At 69.9% G+C, this 18,593-nt stretch carries 21 protein-coding genes; all 21 read right to left on the bottom strand.

What is annotated here, in order from left to right; genetic code table 11:
* Window positions 1-34 precede the first annotated feature (34 nt).
* The 21 genes from ACFQ3T_RS02455 to ACFQ3T_RS02355 all read right to left on the bottom strand — a co-directional run bounded on the left by ACFQ3T_RS02455 (window position 35) and on the right by ACFQ3T_RS02355 (window position 18,559).
* A complete protein-coding gene (locus ACFQ3T_RS02455; RefSeq protein WP_380719264.1) occupies window positions 35-658 on the bottom strand; it encodes a hypothetical protein in 624 nt (207 codons plus the stop codon).
* 26 nt (window positions 659-684) lie between these two features.
* Window positions 685-5,361 carry a phage tail tape measure protein gene (locus ACFQ3T_RS02450; RefSeq protein WP_380719262.1) on the bottom strand — a complete coding sequence of 1,559 codons (4,677 nt, stop codon included), beginning with the start codon at window positions 5,359-5,361 and terminating at the stop codon, window positions 685-687.
* A 68-nt stretch (window positions 5,362-5,429) separates the two neighbouring features.
* A complete protein-coding gene (locus ACFQ3T_RS02445) occupies window positions 5,430-5,909 on the bottom strand; it encodes a hypothetical protein (RefSeq protein ID WP_380719260.1) in 480 nt (159 codons plus the stop codon).
* A gap of 25 nt (window positions 5,910-5,934) precedes the next feature.
* On the bottom strand, window positions 5,935-6,099 hold the full coding sequence (locus tag ACFQ3T_RS02440) for a hypothetical protein (RefSeq protein ID WP_380719257.1): 165 nt from the start codon (window positions 6,097-6,099) through the stop codon (window positions 5,935-5,937).
* Between the two features lie 92 nt (window positions 6,100-6,191).
* Window positions 6,192-6,566: a hypothetical protein gene (locus tag ACFQ3T_RS02435; RefSeq protein ID WP_380719255.1), complete on the bottom strand. Its 375-nt coding sequence runs from the start codon at window positions 6,564-6,566 to the stop codon at window positions 6,192-6,194.
* Between the two features lie 145 nt (window positions 6,567-6,711).
* On the bottom strand, window positions 6,712-7,866 hold the full coding sequence (locus tag ACFQ3T_RS02430; RefSeq protein ID WP_380719252.1) for a hypothetical protein: 1,155 nt from the start codon (window positions 7,864-7,866) through the stop codon (window positions 6,712-6,714).
* 4 nt (window positions 7,867-7,870) lie between these two features.
* Entirely contained in the window at window positions 7,871-8,080 is a 210-nt protein-coding gene (locus tag ACFQ3T_RS02425) for a hypothetical protein (RefSeq protein ID WP_380719250.1), read from the bottom strand.
* Window positions 8,081-8,125: 45 nt separating this feature from the next.
* Window positions 8,126-8,629, bottom strand: a complete 504-nt coding sequence (locus ACFQ3T_RS02420) for a hypothetical protein (RefSeq protein WP_380719248.1) — start codon at window positions 8,627-8,629, stop codon at window positions 8,126-8,128.
* A 419-nt stretch (window positions 8,630-9,048) separates the two neighbouring features.
* Complete coding sequence (locus ACFQ3T_RS02415; RefSeq protein ID WP_380719246.1) at window positions 9,049-9,723, bottom strand: hypothetical protein; 675 nt, start codon at window positions 9,721-9,723, stop codon at window positions 9,049-9,051.
* Between the two features lie 6 nt (window positions 9,724-9,729).
* Window positions 9,730-10,101 (bottom strand): hypothetical protein, encoded by a 372-nt coding sequence (locus ACFQ3T_RS02410; protein ID WP_380719244.1) that lies wholly within the window; start codon window positions 10,099-10,101, stop codon window positions 9,730-9,732.
* 81 nt (window positions 10,102-10,182) lie between these two features.
* On the bottom strand, window positions 10,183-11,550 hold the full coding sequence (locus ACFQ3T_RS02405) for an SU10 major capsid protein (RefSeq protein WP_380719241.1): 1,368 nt from the start codon (window positions 11,548-11,550) through the stop codon (window positions 10,183-10,185).
* 187 nt (window positions 11,551-11,737) lie between these two features.
* A complete protein-coding gene (locus tag ACFQ3T_RS02400) occupies window positions 11,738-13,537 on the bottom strand; it encodes a hypothetical protein (protein ID WP_380719239.1) in 1,800 nt (599 codons plus the stop codon).
* A gap of 192 nt (window positions 13,538-13,729) precedes the next feature.
* Window positions 13,730-14,116, bottom strand: coding sequence for a hypothetical protein (locus tag ACFQ3T_RS02395; protein ID WP_380719237.1), 387 nt, complete (start codon window positions 14,114-14,116; stop codon window positions 13,730-13,732).
* Window positions 14,109-15,116: a hypothetical protein gene (locus tag ACFQ3T_RS02390; RefSeq protein WP_380719235.1), complete on the bottom strand. Its 1,008-nt coding sequence runs from the start codon at window positions 15,114-15,116 to the stop codon at window positions 14,109-14,111. Before ACFQ3T_RS02390 ends, ACFQ3T_RS02395 begins: the two co-directional genes overlap by 8 nt.
* A gap of 60 nt (window positions 15,117-15,176) precedes the next feature.
* Window positions 15,177-15,419: a hypothetical protein gene (locus tag ACFQ3T_RS02385; protein ID WP_380719233.1), complete on the bottom strand. Its 243-nt coding sequence runs from the start codon at window positions 15,417-15,419 to the stop codon at window positions 15,177-15,179.
* A complete protein-coding gene (locus ACFQ3T_RS02380) occupies window positions 15,406-15,678 on the bottom strand; it encodes a hypothetical protein (RefSeq protein ID WP_380719231.1) in 273 nt (90 codons plus the stop codon). Before ACFQ3T_RS02380 ends, ACFQ3T_RS02385 begins: the two co-directional genes overlap by 14 nt.
* Complete coding sequence (locus ACFQ3T_RS02375) at window positions 15,653-15,997, bottom strand: hypothetical protein (protein WP_380719229.1); 345 nt, start codon at window positions 15,995-15,997, stop codon at window positions 15,653-15,655. The genes ACFQ3T_RS02380 and ACFQ3T_RS02375 overlap by 26 nt, the downstream gene beginning before the upstream one ends.
* Entirely contained in the window at window positions 15,994-16,437 is a 444-nt protein-coding gene (locus ACFQ3T_RS02370; protein ID WP_380719227.1) for a hypothetical protein, read from the bottom strand. Before ACFQ3T_RS02370 ends, ACFQ3T_RS02375 begins: the two co-directional genes overlap by 4 nt.
* 165 nt (window positions 16,438-16,602) lie before the next feature.
* The gene (locus tag ACFQ3T_RS02365; RefSeq protein ID WP_380719224.1) at window positions 16,603-16,842 is read right to left on the bottom strand and encodes a hypothetical protein; all 240 of its coding nucleotides are present in this window, start codon (window positions 16,840-16,842) and stop codon (window positions 16,603-16,605) included.
* Window positions 16,843-16,859: 17 nt separating this feature from the next.
* On the bottom strand, window positions 16,860-17,000 hold the full coding sequence (locus ACFQ3T_RS02360) for a hypothetical protein (RefSeq protein ID WP_380719222.1): 141 nt from the start codon (window positions 16,998-17,000) through the stop codon (window positions 16,860-16,862).
* Window positions 16,997-18,559: a phage portal protein gene (locus ACFQ3T_RS02355; protein WP_380719220.1), complete on the bottom strand. Its 1,563-nt coding sequence runs from the start codon at window positions 18,557-18,559 to the stop codon at window positions 16,997-16,999. Before ACFQ3T_RS02355 ends, ACFQ3T_RS02360 begins: the two co-directional genes overlap by 4 nt.
* Window positions 18,560-18,593: the final 34 nt, after the last annotated feature.

Below are 18,593 nucleotides of genomic sequence, written 5' to 3'. Positions count from 1 at the left end.
CTCCGCTGTCGAGCCGTCACCGACCGGTGGTCCGCTACGGGTGGAAGATCAGGGCGATGCCCTGCGCGGACCACTGGTCGCTGAACGTTCCGCCCTGCCCGGCCTGGTCCGACCCGAAGTCGTGCAGGGCCAACAGCGGCTGTGTGGCGGCGGTTCCCGGCGTGCGGTCGGACAGGACGAGGTACCGGGCGCCGCTGAACGTGGCGGCCGCCCACGACGGGTCGGCCGAGTCGAACATCGTCACGCCGCGGCCGACGTTCTCCCACGTGACCCCGCCATCGGTGGTGGTGCTGCCCACGACGGTGCTCCACGCGGGTGCCGATCCGCCCGAAGTGCCGGCGGTGACGGCCCGGTACAGGAAGCCATTGGCGGCCGCCGGGCGCACCACCCACTCGACGGCGTACGCGGTGGACGCCGTCCAGGAGGTGCCCCACGAGTTCGCCGCCGTGTAGGTGACCGCCTTGCTGCTGAGGCTCACCCCGCCCACGGTGTAGCCGCCAGCGGTCGGCAGCTCGTTGGTGAGCGACGACACGAAGGCGTGGGTGTCCAGGTTGGGGACGTAGGCGGAGGTGTGCAGCGTCGCCACGATGTTGTCGGCGAGCCAGTCCCACTTCTTCTGCGCCGCGAGGGCGAGCGCCTGACGGTAGAACGTGGCCATCGAGTTTTCCTTTCCTGATGGGGGGGTCAGCCGCCGAACGCGGGGTTCAGGCCAGGGCCTGCGTTGCGGACCGCGTAGCGCAGGACGGTCTGCTGGACTGCGCGTTGGAGATCGCGCTCGGCGATCACCGTGCCCTCAACGACCACCTTGACGTTGACGACCTGGCCTCCGCCGCCACCCCCGGAGGGGCCGGGAGTGAACCGGGGGGCGCCGTCGTTCTCGCCGTCGTCAGGCCGTTTGGCGGTGATCGTCAGATTCCCGGCGATCGCGCCCGAACCGCTCGCGCTCGCGGCGATCTCCTTGGTGAACTCCCGCACGAACCGGCGCACCCGGTCGCCGCCAGCCTTCAACGCGGTCAGCAGACCGCTCATGATCGCGTCACCGGCGGGGATGAGCAGTTTGCGGTCGACGTCGAGCGGACCCTTGTTGGCCTGAATCCACGGTCCGATGCCGACGATGAAGGACACGACCTCGGCCCACTTGGACTTCAGGCCGGACAGGAAGCCCGACAGGGTGCCGTTGCCGTGGCTCCACAGCCACCCGCTCGACCCGCCGAAGATCCGAGTGATCGAGCCGGGCACGCCGGTGAGGAACCCGAGCACGTCGCCCAGCTTCGACACCGTGCCGGACCTCACCGCCTCCCAGGCCTCCCCGAAGATCCTGCGCAGTGCCGAGCCCGAGTCGGACGAGATCACGACCGTGCGGCCCATCTCGCGCTCCGCGGCCAGCCGCGACGCCAGCAGCTTCGCCTCGGCCTGGAGCCGCATCGCCTCCAGCTCGGCGGTCACCGCGGTCTTCGTCTGGGCCGCCTTGCCCGCCGTGCCCTCGCGGAACGACTCCATCGCGATCTCGCTGTCGGTCTTCAACTGGCCGAACCGCGACCGGAACACGAGCACGATCATGTCGAGGTCGATGCCCAGCGCCTCGGCCATAGACCGCAGTAGCGCGCTCGCCGCGTCCTTCAGGCCCTGGAGCATCTGCTCGCCGCTGATCTTGGACTGGCCGAACTTCTCGGCGAACTTGCTCCTGATCCCCTCCAAGTCGATTCCGAGCTGTTCCGACAAGCGGCCCATGATCCCGGACGACGACACACGGAAAGATTCCAGCGCAATTTCGCTGTCGCCCTTGGCCAATCCGAATTTGCGCCCGAACAGACCTCGGATGAAATCCAAGCCCTGGTTTGTCGCGTCGCCGATCAACCCGAGCTTATCCGTGACCCGGTCCTTCAGCTCATCGAAGGTCAGCACGGCACCGTATTTTATCTCCATGAACCTCTGGGCCAGGTTGTCCTTGAAAGTGGACGTTTCCTTTTGGCCCAGGCGGTCCATGAGGCGAAGGTGGGCGGGCACCTCCAGCCCCAGGGACTCCATTATGCGGTTGACCTTTTGGCCGGATTCGATGAATCCGTCGGTGAACTTCGCGTGGACGCGGTCGAGGTCGACACCGAGGATCTGCGCCAGGCCCTTTCCGAATCCTTGAAACAGCGCCCCCAGGCTTTTGAGCCCGAATTTCGCCAGAGCCAGGAGAATTTTGAAGAATCCGCTGAAGATCCCTTGGAGCCCCTTCCATACCAAGCTCCAGTCGCCAGTGAAAACGCCACGGAAGAAGTCGATCCAGCCCTTGAAGAATGTCTTCAGACCGTCGACTATGTCGATGACCAGCTCTACGAAGTACATCACGACTTTGCCGATGGCGGTCCAAACGAAAACGGCCGTGCGCCACAGGTCGAACAGTTTCGTAGCGAACCAAACAACGGTCGGAATCACGTAATCGCGGAAAATGCGAAACGCTTCTTTGATGTGCTCCTTGATTGCCGGTCCGTTGTCCTGGAGCCAGGCGCGCAGTTTGTCCAGCATATCGCGCGCGTGACCTGCGGCGACCGCGATGTAATGTTTGATCACCGGCGCGTGCTCGCGGATTTCTTCAACGAAGGCGTGCCAGGTCTTGATCAGCTCGAATTTGACCAGGTTGATCCACGGCGTGAGGATTTCTCTCAGTTCCGCGAAAAGCCCCCGCATCCAACGCGCGAACGGCTTGACCAGCCGTTCGACCAGGTCGAACCTGTCGGCGAGGGCGTAGAGTGCGATCCCGATGGCCGTGATCGCGATGATGACCTGGGGAATACCTGTGGCCCACATTGCCGCCGCGAACGACCAGACCCACGCCGTGGCCACGGACAACGCCAGCACGAGACCCACGCCGATAGCCGTCGCGAGACCCCGCGCAGCGCCTTCGTGTTCCAACAACCAGGATGTCGCCTTGGAGACGACGTCCATTGCCCTGCGGAATCCGGGCAGGAGTTCCATGCCGACCTTGGTTGCCAGTGCCTGCACGCCGGCGGTCGCTTCCGACATGGACTGGTTGAACGTCTCCTGGATGTCGGTCCAGCCGAGAACGTTGCCGCTGGCGTCGGCCGTGGCGGCGGTGATGTTCTTCACCGCTTCGGTCGTGTACGCGGTGTTGTGGCCGGTCAACATCAGGGCCACGTTCAGGCCGGTGGCGTCACCCATGACCCGCCTGAGCGCATCCTGATAGGACTGCGCCGCCGGGGTGCCCTGCTTCAGCAGGTCGGTGAAGCCGCTCGCGCGGTCGGACAGGCTCATGAACTGCTTCGCCAGGCCCGCCTGATCGGACGGCAGCGCCTTCATCGCCGCCTTGTAGTCGCCCAACGAGATAGTGCCGTCGCGGTAGGCGATTGCCAGGTCCGCCACTGGCTTCGGCATTGCCTTGATCATGTCGTTGACGGCGGCCGCGGCGTCCTTGCTCTGATTGAACGCGTCGAGCATGACTTTCCCGCTCGGACCCATCTTCGACAAGATCGTCTGGGAGAGGAGGTTCAGCGTGCCGGTGAGGCCCTTTTCGCTGACCATCTGCGCGAGATCCTGCGCGGACAGCCCGAGCTGTCCCAACTCCTTCGCCTGAACCTGCGTCGGTGCGAGCATGTGCCGAATGGCGTCGGCGAGGTTCTGCGCGGCCTGCCGGGCGGACATGCCGTGCACGGTCATCGACGCCTGCGCGCCGACGATGTCCTCGAACGAAATCTTGGCCGACGACGCGATCGGCAGCACGGCCGACAGCGAGCCCGCCAATTCCTGCATGGTCGTCTTGCCCTGCGACGTGGCGACGATCAGCTTGGTCGTGACGTCGGCCGCCGAGTAGCCCATGTGCCGGTAATCCGCCATCACCGACGTCACCGCGTCGGCCACGGTCACCAGGTCGGCGTTCTCCGCCTTGGCGCCCTGCGCGGCCGAGCGCAGGATGTCCAACCCCTCGGCACCGTGGTAGCCCGCCGAGTTGACCCTGATCAGGGCATTGATCAGCTCGTTGGTGTTGTAGCCGACCTCGCCGGACATCCGCAGCAGCCCGTCGCGGACCATGTCCAGGTTGGACCGCAGCTCACCGGCCGAGGTGACCAGGCGGGTGGTGCCCAGCTCGAAGTCGCCCGCCATCTTCACCGACATGCCGGTGGCGACGGTCGCCACCATCGTGAGCGCCACGGCGGTGTCGGCCAGCGCCTGCCGCTTGCCCTCCAACGACTTGATCGACCGGCCGGCGGTGTCGTCCAGAGCCTCGGCCATCGCGTAGTTCGCGGCCGTCGCCTTCCGTTCCTGCTCCTCGAACGCGCTGGCGAGCTTGATCGTCTGGGCGCGCATCCGCTCGACGTCGTCGCGCTGCTTCAGCGCGGTCTCCTCCATCGACCGCGAGACCACGCCGTGCGAGCGGACGATGAGGTCGCCTGCCTCGGTCTGGGCGTCCACCTGCCGGCGGAGCGCCTTCTCCAGGTCGACCCCGGACTTCGCGGCCTTGGTGTGCGCCTGCACGATGCTCAGCGCGGTCTCGGTCGTCCGCCGCTCCAGGGTCAACTGCGCCGTGGCCATGCGGTTGGCGGCCGCGACCTGAGCCGCCGCCGACTGCGCCGTGCGGGCGGCCAGGGAGGCGTGCGACGCGGCGGCACGGTTGTTGGCCACCACCGTGGCGGCGCTGGCCTGCTCTACGCGGGCGATCGCCGCCGCCTCGCTGGCGAGCGTGCGGTGGTTCGAGGCGACGATCCGGTCGTTGGCCGCCGCGACCTTGGCGGCCATCCCGGCAGCCGACGCCGCGATCTTGTGGTCTGCCTCGGCGACGCGAGCCCCGGCGGCCGCAACCTTGGCGGCCATCCCGGCAGCCGACGCCGCGATCTTGTCGTCTGCCTCGGCGACGCGAGCCCCGGCGGCCGCGACCTTCGCGGCCATCCCGGCAGCCGACGCCGTGATCTTGTCCTGCGCTGCGGCGACCTTCGCCGCGGTCGCCGCGGACGCGGCCTCCAGGCGCAGCTGTGACTTCGCGGCCCGCTCGTGCGACACCACCAGCGCGTCCACGCTCTTGCGCAGCTTGGCTTCCAGGGTCGTGGCGGCGTCGGCCGCGCCCTTCTCTGCCCGGACGATGGCCGCCATCGAGGCCTTCACCCGTGCGGCGAGCTGGGCGGCGGCAGTTCCGGCGCGCTGGTAGGACGCCACGATCTGGTCGATGGCCTGCGAGGTCCGCTTCGCCGTCGTCTGCGCCGCGATGGCGGCCTGGTTGTAGGCGCGATCCAGATTGTCGGTGGAGCCGCGGACCTGCTTGGCCATGCCTTCCCCGGCCCGGCCCGCGGCCGTGAAGTCGGGGATCAGCGAGCGGGCGTTGCTGCTCAGCTTGATGTAGAGGTCTGCCACCTCCTGCGACACCGCGCCACCACCTCCTCGGGGAACTGCTCGGGACGATCAGCGAGGAGGTGGGTGGCGCGGCGTTGGCGTCAGAGCCTCAGCCAGTCACCGGCGCCGAGGATGCGCCTGTAGACGTGGACCGCCGGAATGGTCACGACGAACCGCGCGGCCGGCCCGAGGAACGGGTACAGGCCGCGGCGGCCGCCGACCGTGGTCTCCAGGGCCAGGCCGTACCGCGAGGACGCGACCTTGTGGACGCGGCCGTTGTAGACCGGGTACCGGTTCGGTGCGATCCCCACCAGGATCTCCTGGCCCGCGGCCCCCGTGACGCGCACCTTCGTGCGCACGATCGAGTTGACCAGCGTCTGCGAGATGATGGCCGGCCCCGACCCCGGCCGCGCCGGGGTCGGCGTGCCGTACGGGTGCCGTCCGCTCGACGCGTTGATCCGGGCCTGGTTCACCACCAGGTCGGCCAAGGCCACCAGCGTCTGCTCGCTGCGCTTCACCGCCGTGGCACCGAGATGGTCGAACAGCCGCCGCATCCGGGCGGGAGTCAGCTCGACGGACACCAGCACGCACCTTTCCCTGTGACCGCTACGGCCCGGAGTCCCTGGCGCTGCGGATCTCCCGCTCCCGAGCGCCGTTCTCCGCCGTCAGCTTGATCTGCATCAGATCCCAGGCGAACCTCCGGACGTACTCCGGAGTCGCCTCCAGCTCGGGCCAGGACCAGCCCATGTACTTCATCAGCTCGAAGTCCACCAACTCCGGCGGCGGCGGCCCGGATGCCCATGTGCCCTCGTAGATCGACTCGGCCGCCCAGATGACGTCTTCGAGGTAGGGGCTTCCGGGCTCTAGCGAGGGGTCTGGGCCGCGTGGATCTTCTCGCTGATCCCCGTGATCACCTCGATCGGCAGCTTCGCCGCGTCCTCGGGACCGAGCGGGTAGGTCAGCAACGGCTGGTCCAGCGGTTCGCCGGCCGCGTCCACACCGTCGACGCTCGCGTCGTAGAGCCTGCCGCCGATGATCAGACGCGACATGAGGCCGTTGACGACCTTCGACGCCTCGCCGTCGTCCGGCGCACCATCGGCGTTCGTTCTGACCGCCTCGACCTCCAACGTCGACAGCGTGACGGTCTTCGGGTTGCGCATCACCACGAAGACGTCGTCGCCCTCCTCGGACAACTCGGGGAAGTGCAGCGTGATGACGCGGTTGGCGTAGCCCGCCATAGCGATCTCCTTGACGTGAGGGGTTCCGGTCCCCCCAGCACGGCCCGCATGTACGGGCGAACCGGAAAAACCGTTGGTAGGCAAAGAAAAACGCCGCTGGTATCGCTGCCAGCGGCGTCGGGTCGAACATGCCGTGCTCGCTCGCCTAGTAGGGCGCGGTCACGAAGTTCTTCAGCTCCGCCGCGATGGCCCCGCCATCGGTGGCGTTGTAGATGCCGGAGCCGGAGAAGGCGGCTTGCACGTAGGCGTTGCTCAGATCGCGGGTGCCCTTGGTGTAGCCCGACTTGCTCATGGTCAGCGCCAGCGAGCAGCCGCCGAGGTGCACCGGCTGGGTCAGGGTGGCCACGGTCGGCATCTGCCGATACCGCTCGTACAGCTCCAGATCGACCCGGTTCTCGAACACCGCCGAGTACGAGAACTCGGAGGTGAGCGCGCCCGCGAAGATCTCGCGGGGCGCCTGCACGCCGGTGGAGCCGTGGACCGGCTCGACGGCACGCTTGATCGTGTAGTCCAACGTCAGGCCACGCGTCGACGCGGCACCGGCGTTGGTCATGGCCCACTGCCAGCCCAGGATCGGCGGCTGGTCGACGTAGGACGGCGTGAAGTCGGCCTGCTCCACGCCGGGCATCGCGACGAACTGCAACGAGCAGGACACCGCGCCCTTCGGGTCGATCTTCAGCGCGAGGTCGGACAGCGTCGCCCAGGAGTACCCGCGCACCGCGTTGGTGGTGTCGTTCACCGACAGCGAGAACGTCCGCTTCGCCGCGCCGCCGTCCTGCTTGAACGTGTGCGTGGACGCGGAGACCACGGTCGCACCGGAGAGGTGCGTCTTGGTCAGACCGCCGGTGGGGGAGGTGATCGGGATCGTGTACGGACCGGCGCCGGTGGGCGCGCCGGTGATCGCGTACTCGGCCAGGGTGCCGGTGCCGATGCGGATGGTCGAGCCCGCAGGGATGCTGGCCGTGGTCGAGATCGACACCGCGCCGGTTGCCGCGACGGCGGCTGCCAGCGTGGTGGAAACGCCTGCCGTCACGGTGTCCGGGCCGATCATCGCCCGCAGCCAGTGCCCCATCAAGTCGGGGTAGGCCAGGACGTCGATGGACCAGGTCGAGTGCGCGGCTCCGGGGTAGAGGCCCTGGAGCACGGTGTCGTTGTTGCGGTACGACTCGTCGCGCAGCTCGGTGATGACGTCCTCGTAGTCCGCCTTGTCGAACGGCAGACCGAAGGAGGGCGCGAGGTAGGTTCCCGACGTGGCTTCCGGCGCGAACGCCAACTTCGTGAGGCGGGAGAGCTTGGTCACGTCGTCACTCCTCGACGGTCGCGGTGCGGGCAGCGGGCGTCACGTAGTCGGTCGGGGCTTCCCGGACCGCGGTCTTCTTGGTCTTCGGCGGACTGGTCTCGACCAGCTCGAACCCGCTGATCAACAGCGGGTGGTCGACCACCTCATCGGGTTCGACCTCGGCCGGGATTCCGGGCACGACGACGGTCGTGCCAGAGACGTTGCGTTGACGCATGGCGAAACTCCAAGCAGGGCAAGGGAAGGACGGATCGGGCGGCGTCTAGATGAACGCTTGGTCCTGCGCCTGGTACAGCACCTCGGCGCGCAGAACGCCCTCCGGAAGGGTCTTTTCCGGCGGCTCGTACTGGACGTTGATGGTCGAATCGACCGGGGCTTCGGCCACCGCCAGGAACCGGCCGCCGTGGGTGTGGTCCCCCATCAGTCCGCGGATGCGGGCGACGACCAACTCCAACGCCTCGTCCAGCGCCTGCTGCTCGCGCTCGGCGATGTCGATGCTGGTGACCGTCGAGCCGACCGGCCAGTGCACGGCCAGGCGGAAGCTGTACGTGCCGAGCTTGCGGGCGTTGCCCCACCTGCTGTCGCTGTAGGTGGCGTGAGTCAGGTACAGGGCCTGTTTGCGCGTGTTCGGCGACCGCATGGACCTGCCCTGAACGACCTCGAACGGTCCGCCGTGCTCCTTCAACAGCGCGGGCAGCTCGTCGCCGTGGGTGCGCAGCCAATCCGCTTCACGATTGATCGCGTCGGCGAGGCCCGGCATTCTCATCGCCTCCTTCGGCTACGGCCGCCGCGCCGGCTGGTCCACACCCTGTTGGTACGCAGGCGTCGGCGGAACTGGACGCGGGTGTCGCGCAGTCGGCGGCTGATCACGACGCGGCGACCGCGCTTGCGGTTGACCCGCGTGTTCAACAACCTGTCGCGAGGGTTGAACTTCCCTCGCCCGCGGGAGTCGACGCCGATCAGCTTGGGCTTGCGCCCGCGTACGCCTGCGGCAGTCGGACTACGGCGGGACGAGCTGGCCCGACTCCGCGCGCCGTGCCGGGTGCGGTGGTAGCGGATCAGCGCCTCGGAGATCTTGTCCTTGGTGTCCTCGGACATCACGCGGCGGCCGCGGGGCGCGAACCTGACGGCGTGCTTGGCCGCGCTGCTCGACGTCCTGCGCCGCGCGGGCTTGCCGGGCATCGGCTAGTCCGCCCTCATGTAGGGGGAAAGCCAGGCGACCGCCTGTTGCTCCAGCTCGGAGGCGTCGTGTTGCTGACCTCCGCCGAGGGGTGCCAGCTCCCGGCAGAGGATGGCCGCGGCCATGTACTTGCACGCGCGCTCCAAGTCGGCCGGCACGGTGTGGTAGCCACCGGAGTAGACGACCCGCGCGAACGACCCGAGCGGCGCCCAGGTGCCCAGCCGGAACCACAGGTGTCCGGTGTCGGGCTCGGGACCGTCGAACTGGTCGATGCCCAGTACCTGGCTGCCGCCGTAGGACCGGGTCAGCGTGACCTGCACGTTCGTGTAGGACCACAGGTCCGGGTAGTGCGGTGCGCTCTGGTGCAACCACAGGTGCCGCACGAGGTCGCCGCCGGTGCTGAGCGAAAGCCCCCTGGACCTGCCGAGGGAGCCGGCGAGGTCCAGGGGGAGGTTGGTCGACGCGCCGTACTCGTCCGGGTCGACGCCGTCAAGCCGGTGCGACTCGGTCAGGCCGATGAACGGGGCGAGGCGTCGACCGACCTCGGTTTCGCACGCCCGTGTCGCCTGCGCGAGGGTGCGCGCCAACGCGGTGTCATCGAACGCCTGCGCCAGGTCCGCGAACGCCCCGGCCTTCAGCTCATCCATCGAGCACAGCGGGATGGGCATGTCTGCGGACACGGCGCTTCACTCCTTGGTGCGTTGCCCGCGGACGGGCTGCTTCTTGGGCGCGGGCTGCGGGGCGGGGGCCGAGGGCGTGTCCGGTCCGGTCACGACCGCGGGCTGCGGGGCGATCGGCGCGGGCTGCACGGCCGGCGGCTCGTGCTCGGAGAGCCACTGGGCGTGCATCAGGTGGGCCTCCACCTCGACGTCCAGGGTCGGCGGTTCGGGCACGTCACCAGCGGGCGCTTCCGGTTCCGCCTGCTCGCTGAACCCGCCGTCCGGGATCACCAACAGCGCGGCGGCCTGCTCCGGTGGAACGTCCACGGCCGCGCCGTCCTCCTCCCAGCGGTTGCCGAAGGAGTCGCCACCCGCCCGCTTCTTCACGATCAGAACCATGTCTGTCCACTCCAGACAGTGAGGGGTGTGCTGGTGGTCGACCGGGTGCAGCCGGTCGACCACCAGCACGAGCGGGAAGGGTCAGAGCGCGACGCCGACGCGGTACGCCCCGCCGATGAACTTCGGCGCACGCAGGGCGAGCGTGGTGTCGGAGACGATCGCGTAGGGCAGCGTGTCCGGGGCCTGGGTGGTCGGGTAGACGTCGACCGGGGTCAGCTCGCGAACGTAGGGCCGGCACAGGATCGACCGGTCGCGCGGCACCAGGAAGATGCTCTCCTGGCCCGCCGTGGGCGGGAACTTGTTGGTGTTCGTGCCCTGGTACACCGGCGGGTTGGTCGCCGGGATCGTGGAGCCGTTCTTCGGCGTCAGCTTCACGCCGTCGTCCACAATGGACGTCGTGGCGATCGGCGTGACGCCGTCCGACCCGACGCCCACGGTCGCGTCCACGACTCCCAGCAACGTCTGGGTACCGGTCGCGGTCGACCGGTAGACCTTGTAGAGGATCGGTGAAGCGCCGTCCAGGCCGGTGGGCGGCGAGAACGACAACGTCACCGTGGAGGCCGCGCCGGTGGTGGCCTGCGACACCTCGGCGGACGCGGCGATCTCACCCTGCCGGGCCACCACCGCGGACACCTTGTAGAAGTAGGTGGCCGCCGGGAGGCTGCCGCCGGTCGTCGCCGTCGCCGAGGTGACCGTGCCGAGGCTGTAGCCGCGGGTGCTCAGGAACGAGGACTTGACGATCGGGATGTTCCGGTAGCTCGGGACCAACAGGCCTGCGGCGACCTCCACCGAGTTCATGAACCGCTGCTGGTTCTGGAGCAGCTGAGCGATCCGCGACTCGGCGGTGTTGCTCATCACGAACATCCAGTCCGAGCTGAACACGGACATCGCGGCGTTGGTCTCCACCATGTCCGCCAGCCGGTCCAGCATGGACAGCGACAGCGACCCGCCCGCCATGTCGAGCGCGTTCTGCTCGGCGCCGCTGTAGTTGCTCAGCAGCGAGTCGAAGCCCGAGAACTGCGGGTACGCGCCGTACTGGGTCGCGCCCTCGTTGCCCCACAGGACCGCGGTCTCCATGTCCCAGTACAGACCCTGGATGGAGCCCTCGATCTCCGTGGCGCGGAGGTTGCCGATGACCTGGCGGGTGACCTCCTGGGCGTAGCCCGTCACGCCGCCGACCACCTGGAGGTGGCGCATCTGGAAGTTGTTCTGCACGTACGTGCTGTGGGTGACGGGCCGTGCGCCGCCGTCCGTGACGAACCCGCCGTTGGGGTTCGCCGTGCGCCTGTTGAAGTGGTAGACGTCCGTGCCCCACCGGAAGCTCGGGATGGCCCGCAGCAGGGGCGCGTAGCGCCGCTGGTACTCCAACAGCAGGGGGTCGATGATCTTGGGGATGAGGGCCGGAGCGCCAGCGGCGTTCAGGGCCTCACGCAGTTCCGCACCGTACATGGGTGCTGTCCTCCGAGTGTGATCACGTTGCTAGGGCGCGAAAAAGCCCGCCGTCGCGGATGCGGGGCGGGCCTGCTGGTGACCATCACTGCCGGGCGGCACCAACCGGTGGTTGGCGGTCAAGACGAGGGGAGTCCTATGTGGATCTGTGCCGACCCGATCCCTCGGTTCGGGTCGGCGACGGGGCCTACTGGGCGGCGGGCTGTTGGACGACGACCGACCGGTTGCCCATGATCCCGGCCTCGACCGCCGGCAGGAGGTACGACTGCCGCTCGTCCTCCGTGTAGAGGTGCAGCGGCTTCTGCGGCCAGCTCTCGGGCAACCCGTCCGGGGCGGTCACGGCGGCCGCGCTCTCGCCGACCGGCGCGGTCGTGGTCGCACCACCGGCCACCAGGCCCTTGCGGGCCGGAGCGCCGCCCTGCTGGGCCTGCGCCTGGATCGCGGCGGTCAACTTCTCCTGGACCAGCCGGTCGATGCGCTGCTCCTCGGTCTCCTGCACGGCCGGAGCGGCGCCGTTGCGCGCCAGGGCCTCCTGGACCAGGCGGTCGATCTTCTCGTCCTCGGTCTCCGCGACGGGCGCGGTGGCCGCGGCCACCTTCTCCGCGATGAGGCGCGCGATCCGCTGGTCGGCGGTCTCCTGCGCGGCCGGCGGCGGCGCGGCCGCCTCGGCGGGCGCGGGCACCGGGGCACCGCCGCGGGCGGCGGCCAGCAGCTCCTGGAACTGGTCGGTGGAGAGGGTGACGGCCGCCGGGGTGCCGGCGGCCGGGGTGGTGGGCTCGCTCACGGCGGGCTCCTCCGTTTCCTGCGTAGTGGGGTCGACGGCCGAATCGGGCGCCGCTGGGGTTGAACTCCCGGCCGCGGACGCGTCCGAGGAAGGCGTGTCCGTCTCGGACACGTCGTCGGGGTCGGCGGTCTCGCCGGTGCTCACGTGGCCGTCCAGATCGGGGTCGACGGCGAGCAGCGCGGCCACCGCGCCGTCCATCGCCGCCTTGCCGACCGTGGCGAGCTGGTCGACGGGGCAGCACCACGACGAGATCCGCACGCTGATCGCGCCGTTCGTCAGCTCGACGTAGAAGCTGCCGTCGTCGCCGCCCCAGTACTCGGTGACCTCGGCGTTCTCGCCGACCGGGCGCGGCGCGCTGACGACAACGCCGCCCGTCGCGGTCAGGTCGAAGGCCTCCAGAGCGCGGGCGATGCGGGCCTTGGCGCGCTTGACCTGCTGGGAGGTGTAGCTCTCGACCACCGCGCGGTCGCTGAACGCCAGGTAGGCGGTGATCGCCTCCTGCGGGGTGCCGAGCCGGTAGCGCTTCTGGCCGTCCCTGTACCCGTTGTCGGCGTACGGCGTGCGGTCCGGGATGGCGGCGGGGGTGGGCGTGGCGGTGCTGGAGGGGGGCATTGCGGTCTCCTTCTCCTCGCTGGCCTCCACCAGCAGCAGGGGGGCGTCCGGGGCGGACTCGTGGATTGCGGCCCGCGCCGAGGTGGTCTCGGCGGGCTGGGCGGACTCGACGCGGAACACCTGGTCGACGTCGGCACCGGCGACACCGGGGCTGCGCGTGAAGTCCAAGCCGTCCAGTTCGAGGTCGTCGGCGGTTTCGACCGTCTGGCCCGCGTGGATCTCCTGGCGCACCGCGCCGAGCCAGAACCCGCGGATGGACACACCCGCGAGGAACCGCTGGCCGTTCGCGTCGGGCTCGATCAGCTCCAGGATCTTGCGGGCCTCGGGGGTGTCGGCGAGGACGGCTTCGTAGGCGGCGCTGCCGTCGCGCTCCAGGGTCAGGCTGACCACGCGTCCGACGATCCGGGTGGAGTCGTCCTTGGCGTCGTGGTGCGTGAGCATCGTCAGCGGCATCCCGTCCGGGGTCGCCAGCCGCTCCTGCGCCCGCGTCACGGCCTGGGCGATGAGCTTGCGCGTGTAGAGCCGCCCGTTGCGGCTGACGCCAGGCCGGATGGCGGTGCCGTTGAAGGTCGCCAGGGGCTTACCTGCCACGGCGTGCACCTCCTCCCCGACCTTGACCGGCTCGTGGCTGCGCAGCCCGCGCGGCCTGGGCGGCGATCTCGGCGATCCTGGCGCGCACTTCAGGGACATCCAGCGCGGCGAGCACTGCGTCCACGAAGACGTCGGTGTCGGCGGCGCGCTGCTCACGGAGGCGGCGCATCATCCCGGACTCGACCACCGGCTTCACCGCCCGAACAGGCTCACGGTGACCCCGGCGAACGTGGGGCTGGTGCCGCCGAGCGTCGCCCGGATCCGGCCGTACTCGGGCAGCACCAGCGGTTTGGTGGCGATGTGGAGCCCGCCGGCGGTGTGCTTGGCCGACGCGCCGGCGGTGATCGGGTCGACGGCCAGGGCGCCGAGGAACCAGTTCGGCAGGGGCGCGGCGTTGTCGCGCAGGTCCAGGACGACGTCCAGCGTCGGCGCGGTGCCGCCGGCCGCTCCGGTGACCGCGACCGCGAGCCACACATCGGCCACCTCGCGCAGGTTGATCAGCCCGGAGGTCTTGTTGGCGGCGAACGTTCCGCCCCAGTCGGCGGATGTCCACAGCAACCGCGCGTTGGCGTCATACATCGGTTCCTCCGGTGAGGTATCTCGACACGTCGAGCAGGCGAATGGGAGAGGTCGGCACCAACGTGCAGCGACAGAACGGGTGGATCGGGGGATGCAGGACGTCGCTGATCAGGTGCGGGTTCTTCGACTCCTCGTCCATGCAGTGCACGCAGACCTGCGCGCCGCCCACGGTCACGAAGTCCACGGATCGGACACCGTGAGCCGTGTACCAGCCGGTGGCCGCGCGGGTGAGGGCCGCGCCGATCCCGACGTCGACCTGGGTACGCAGACCGCGGGGTTCGTTGTCGGCGAGGTACGCGTCGACCTCGGCCAGCATCTCGTCGTGGTCGGCGCCGCTGCGGGTGAGCCGGGTCAGCAGCCGGGCGAGGTCCGCGGCCGTGGCCGTCACGATCTGCTCCAGCAGCACGCGGGCGTCGTCGCTCGGGTCGGCGACGTCGGCGTAGGCGTCGGCGAACACCAGGTCCAGGTCCAGGCCGACGATGCCGATCTGCTCGGCCGCCAGCGCCATCGCGGTGACCACGCCCTCGGCCGCGGCGTTCTTCAGCGCTTCGGTGAGGGCGGCGAGCAGCGCCACGTAGCGCGAGTCCGAGCGGTCGGCCAGCACGCTGGTCAGCAGCAGCAGGGCCGCGGCGACCGCCTCGGCGACCAGGTCGTCCTCGTCATCGGCCGCCGCCTCGCTGGCGAGGTTGATCCGGCGGCGGAACGCCAGCACCGCGCCACCGATGTCCACCGTGGTCCACACGAGTTCCTGCCAGGTGGCCAAGGCGTGCGCGGTGTGGTCGACGTAGAGCTGTTCGCGCCGCTCGTACACGGCGGCCCACACGCCTTCCAGCTGTCCGAGACGCATCGTGGTCTCGAAGACGTCCGGGTCGAGGTGGTTCCGACAGGCCAGCTCCACGGCGGCGAGGCATCCGGCGCGCACCCGGTCGGTCATGGGACCGCCGGACGCCGCCCAGCCGGAGGCGTAGGCGGCACGTGCTTGCGCGCTGAGCTCGTCCACTGGCACCCCCCGACGTACTGCGGCCTGTGGCGGGCTCGGGACTACGAGACGGCGACCCGGTCAGCGGCGATGACGGGTGGGCGTCCAGCGAGGCACCGCGGCGAGGCCGTCCTGGAGCGGGTAGGACCGCTCGACGCTGATTGAGACCGCCCGGTCGCGCTGGGGCGGCAGGCGTTCGGCCATCCACTCGAAGGCACGCTCGCGGTCCTCGAACGACTCCACGTCGTCGGTGAACCCGACGCGCGGGTAGGTGGCCACCCACGCGCCGCCGCGGGGCAGGATCGACGGCCTACGGCGTGCCATCGCGCACCTCCTCGTCCCGGTCGACGGCGACGACGATGTGCAGTGCCAGCCACGCGAGGAACCCGAGGAACGCGGCCGACGCGGCGGCGCGGTACCAGCGGGACGGCCGGATGCCGAGCCAGCGGCGCAGCGTCGCCGACAGCGTCCGCTCGTGAACCCGCCGCAGCAACGCGTGCCCCTCCAGCGTGGCGAACACCGCGGCGCTCACCGCCAGCCAGGCGCCCCACTCGGCATCAGGACTCGGGCGTCGCCGTGGCATCGCCGACCTCCCGCGTGCAGGGCTGCTCGTCGGGTTGCAGCGGCCGGTCTCCGATCTCGAAGTAGCAGAGCCCGCGGACCTCGCCGATGCCGTCCGTGCCGACGCGCGCACCGACCGCGTACCAGACCAGCGCGCTGCCGGTGTCCGCCAGCTCGGCCAGGTCGCGCTGCAACAGCGTCTTGTCGCGCAGCACGACGCCGCAGTCCCGGCAGCGCTGCACCATCGCGTCACGGTCCGGGTCGGCCGCCGCGTGCACCGTCCACCGGACGCCGCCCGCCTCGACCGGTTTCGCGAACCAGTCGAACTCGGTCCCGGTCACCGGGTGTCGCCTCCTCCGCGCGCCGGTCGGCGGCGCGGCCGGCGGTCCAGCGACTCGGCCAGCGTGATCCACGTGCGACCGGCGTCCAGCAGCGCGGCCGACCTGTGGTCGTTCTGCGCCTGCGCCTGGGCGATGCACTCACCGGCGCGGCGGTAGGCGTCCTCCGAGCTGGGCGCGGGACCGTGCTGGTCGACCAGCGGCTGCCACTCGCCGGGGCCGTCGCCCGACGCGACGTTGAACTCCATGAAGAAGCCGCCGTCGCTCGGGGTGAACACGAGCAGGTGGGCGTGCGTCGGCGAGTCCAACGCCAGCCGCGGGTCGTTCTCGACACCGCGCGGGTCGAGGTTGTCGACGGACGCGACGACGAGCGCGGGCCGGACGGCCTGCAACCCGAGCTTGCCGCGGTACTCCACGATCTGGCCGTGCTTCGGCTGGGTCATGACGGAACCTCCGAGGGGGAAGGGGACAGCCGGTCTCGCTGGGGTTGGCAGCGCGCGGTGGTGCTCTCGCCGGAGACACCACCGCGCGCTGCCGCCGAGACGGCGCGTCAACGAACCCTGCGGGGGTTGGGGTTCGGCGCTGCCTGCCTCGGGGTTCTGGTGTTGCTAGTCGCCGTCCTCGACGGTGACGACGGCGCCGCCGGAGGCCTGCGGCGCGGGCTCCAGCGGCCCGGTCGTCAGCACCGCGTACAGCTCCCGCGCGGTGGCCAAGCCGGCCTGGTGGTGGACGACCAAGCCGGCGGCCAGCTCGTCGGCGGGCGACGCGGCGTACAGCTCCTGCGCCGTGACCAGGCCGCTCTCGTGGTGGGCGATCAGCTCGGCGGCCAACGTGCGCGCCTTCTCCATGACGATCTCCTTCAGGGTTATCCGATGATCTTCGGGATGAGCGCGGGCACGTCCTGGGCGCGAAGCGGGTGGCCGGTCAGCTCGACGTCGAACGCCGCCGTGTCCTCGTCCGGCTCGTCCTCCAGGACGTCCGCCTGGTCGACCGTCGCCCCGTTCACGCAGCGACCCGCGGCAACGTCTCCAGGGCTTCAGCGCGGCGGGCGCTGTAGTCCCGATGCCAGGCGGTGAAGCGTCGGTACGACTCGTCCGGCTTCTCGTCCTGGTCGTCGTCGGGCACGGTCTTCTTGCCGGTCGGGTCGACCAGCTCGGGGGGACCGGGCTGGTCGTCGTCGGGCTCGCCCTGGTCGTTCGCCGGGTCGACCGGCTCCGAGGTGCGCACCAGCTGGATCGGCCGGTCCTCGTCCGCCGGTTCGCCGGGATCCAGGCCGGTGCCGCGCAGCTTGGCCGCGATGGTGGCCTGCACGTAGGCGACGACGTCGCGCCACGCGAACGCGTGCTGCGCGTCGAGGAACATCGGCACGTCCCCGCCCTCCACCGGCGGCTCGCCGATGTCGGCGCGGGCGCGGTTGAGGGTCCACTGGCCGGTCCGGATCCGCTTCTCCCGGATCTCCTCGATGACCTTGGAGTCCCGCATGTCGACCTTCGGGAACTTCAGCGTCCAGCCGGTGATCCCGAAGCCCTTGGTGACCAGCGCGTACACCAGCTTCTCCAGCAGGATCGCGCCGATCGGGTCGCACGTGTTCGTCTCGTACGTCTTGCGCTGCGACTCGCCGGTGCCGCCGCCGATGTTGCCCGACTCGATCACGCCGACCTCGGCGGGCGGCACGCCGTAGCAGGCCAGGATCTCGTCGCGCTTCTGGTCCAACGTGGCCAGCGCCTCGGTGATCCGCGTGTGCTGCAACTCCTTGATCGTCCCGCCGCCCTTGGTGACCACCGGGTTGCCGATGTTGCGCGGACCCACGTTGCGCACCATGTACTGCTGCGTCCACCGGTTGATCTCGGCCGGGGAGTTGTCGCGGGGCAGGTCGGCGTGCACGTTCGGCGGGTTGCCCTTGCGGTACGTCTCCTTCAGCGTGGCCGCCGCGAACAGCCACGCCGTGATCGGCAGCATCGCGGCCTGCGTGGGGGAGATGCCGAACACGCCGCTTCGGGGCGCGTCCAGGCTGATGTGGATCACCTCGTGCGGCGCGAACTCGGCACGCTGCTGGTTGTCGGTGATCTGCACGTAGCCGCTGATCTCGCCGTGCTCGTCGGCGATCGGCAGCATGGCCGGCGAGTCCAGCGTGTAGAGCGCGACCGGCACGCCGAGCCACCAGACGACCTCGATGTACGCGTCACCGAAAACGAGCAGGTCGGCGATGGTGCTCCGAAGCAACTGGCGGATGTCCTCGCGGGGGTTGCAGTAGGCCAGCAGGCGCTCCAACGCCAGCACGTTCTCCGGCTTCTGCGGCTGCTCTGCGTCGCCGTCGCCGTCCGGGTTGACCCAGTCGGTGACCAGCCCGCCCGCGGTGATCGTGCGGGCGATGGCGTTGACGCTGGACCACGCCCACGGGCACGCCAGGAACGCCTCGAACAGCTGGGTCATCATCGACCGGCGGTCGGTCTGCGTGGCGACGCCGAGGCCCTGGTTGTACTCGGTGAGCCCGCCCGGCGGGATGCCGAACTCGAACCCGCTGCGCGGCGGGGTCGTCAGCGGCGCCGCCGCGGCTTCCGTCACTGGCTCCTGCGATCGGGAGCGCCACCACAGGAGG

This window comes from Saccharothrix hoggarensis (genome assembly GCF_042678885.1).
GTDB lineage: Bacteria > Actinomycetota > Actinomycetes > Mycobacteriales > Pseudonocardiaceae > Actinosynnema > Actinosynnema hoggarensis.
The sequence above is the reverse complement of the archived record's forward strand: the minus strand, read 5'-3'. Positions and strand labels throughout refer to the sequence as shown.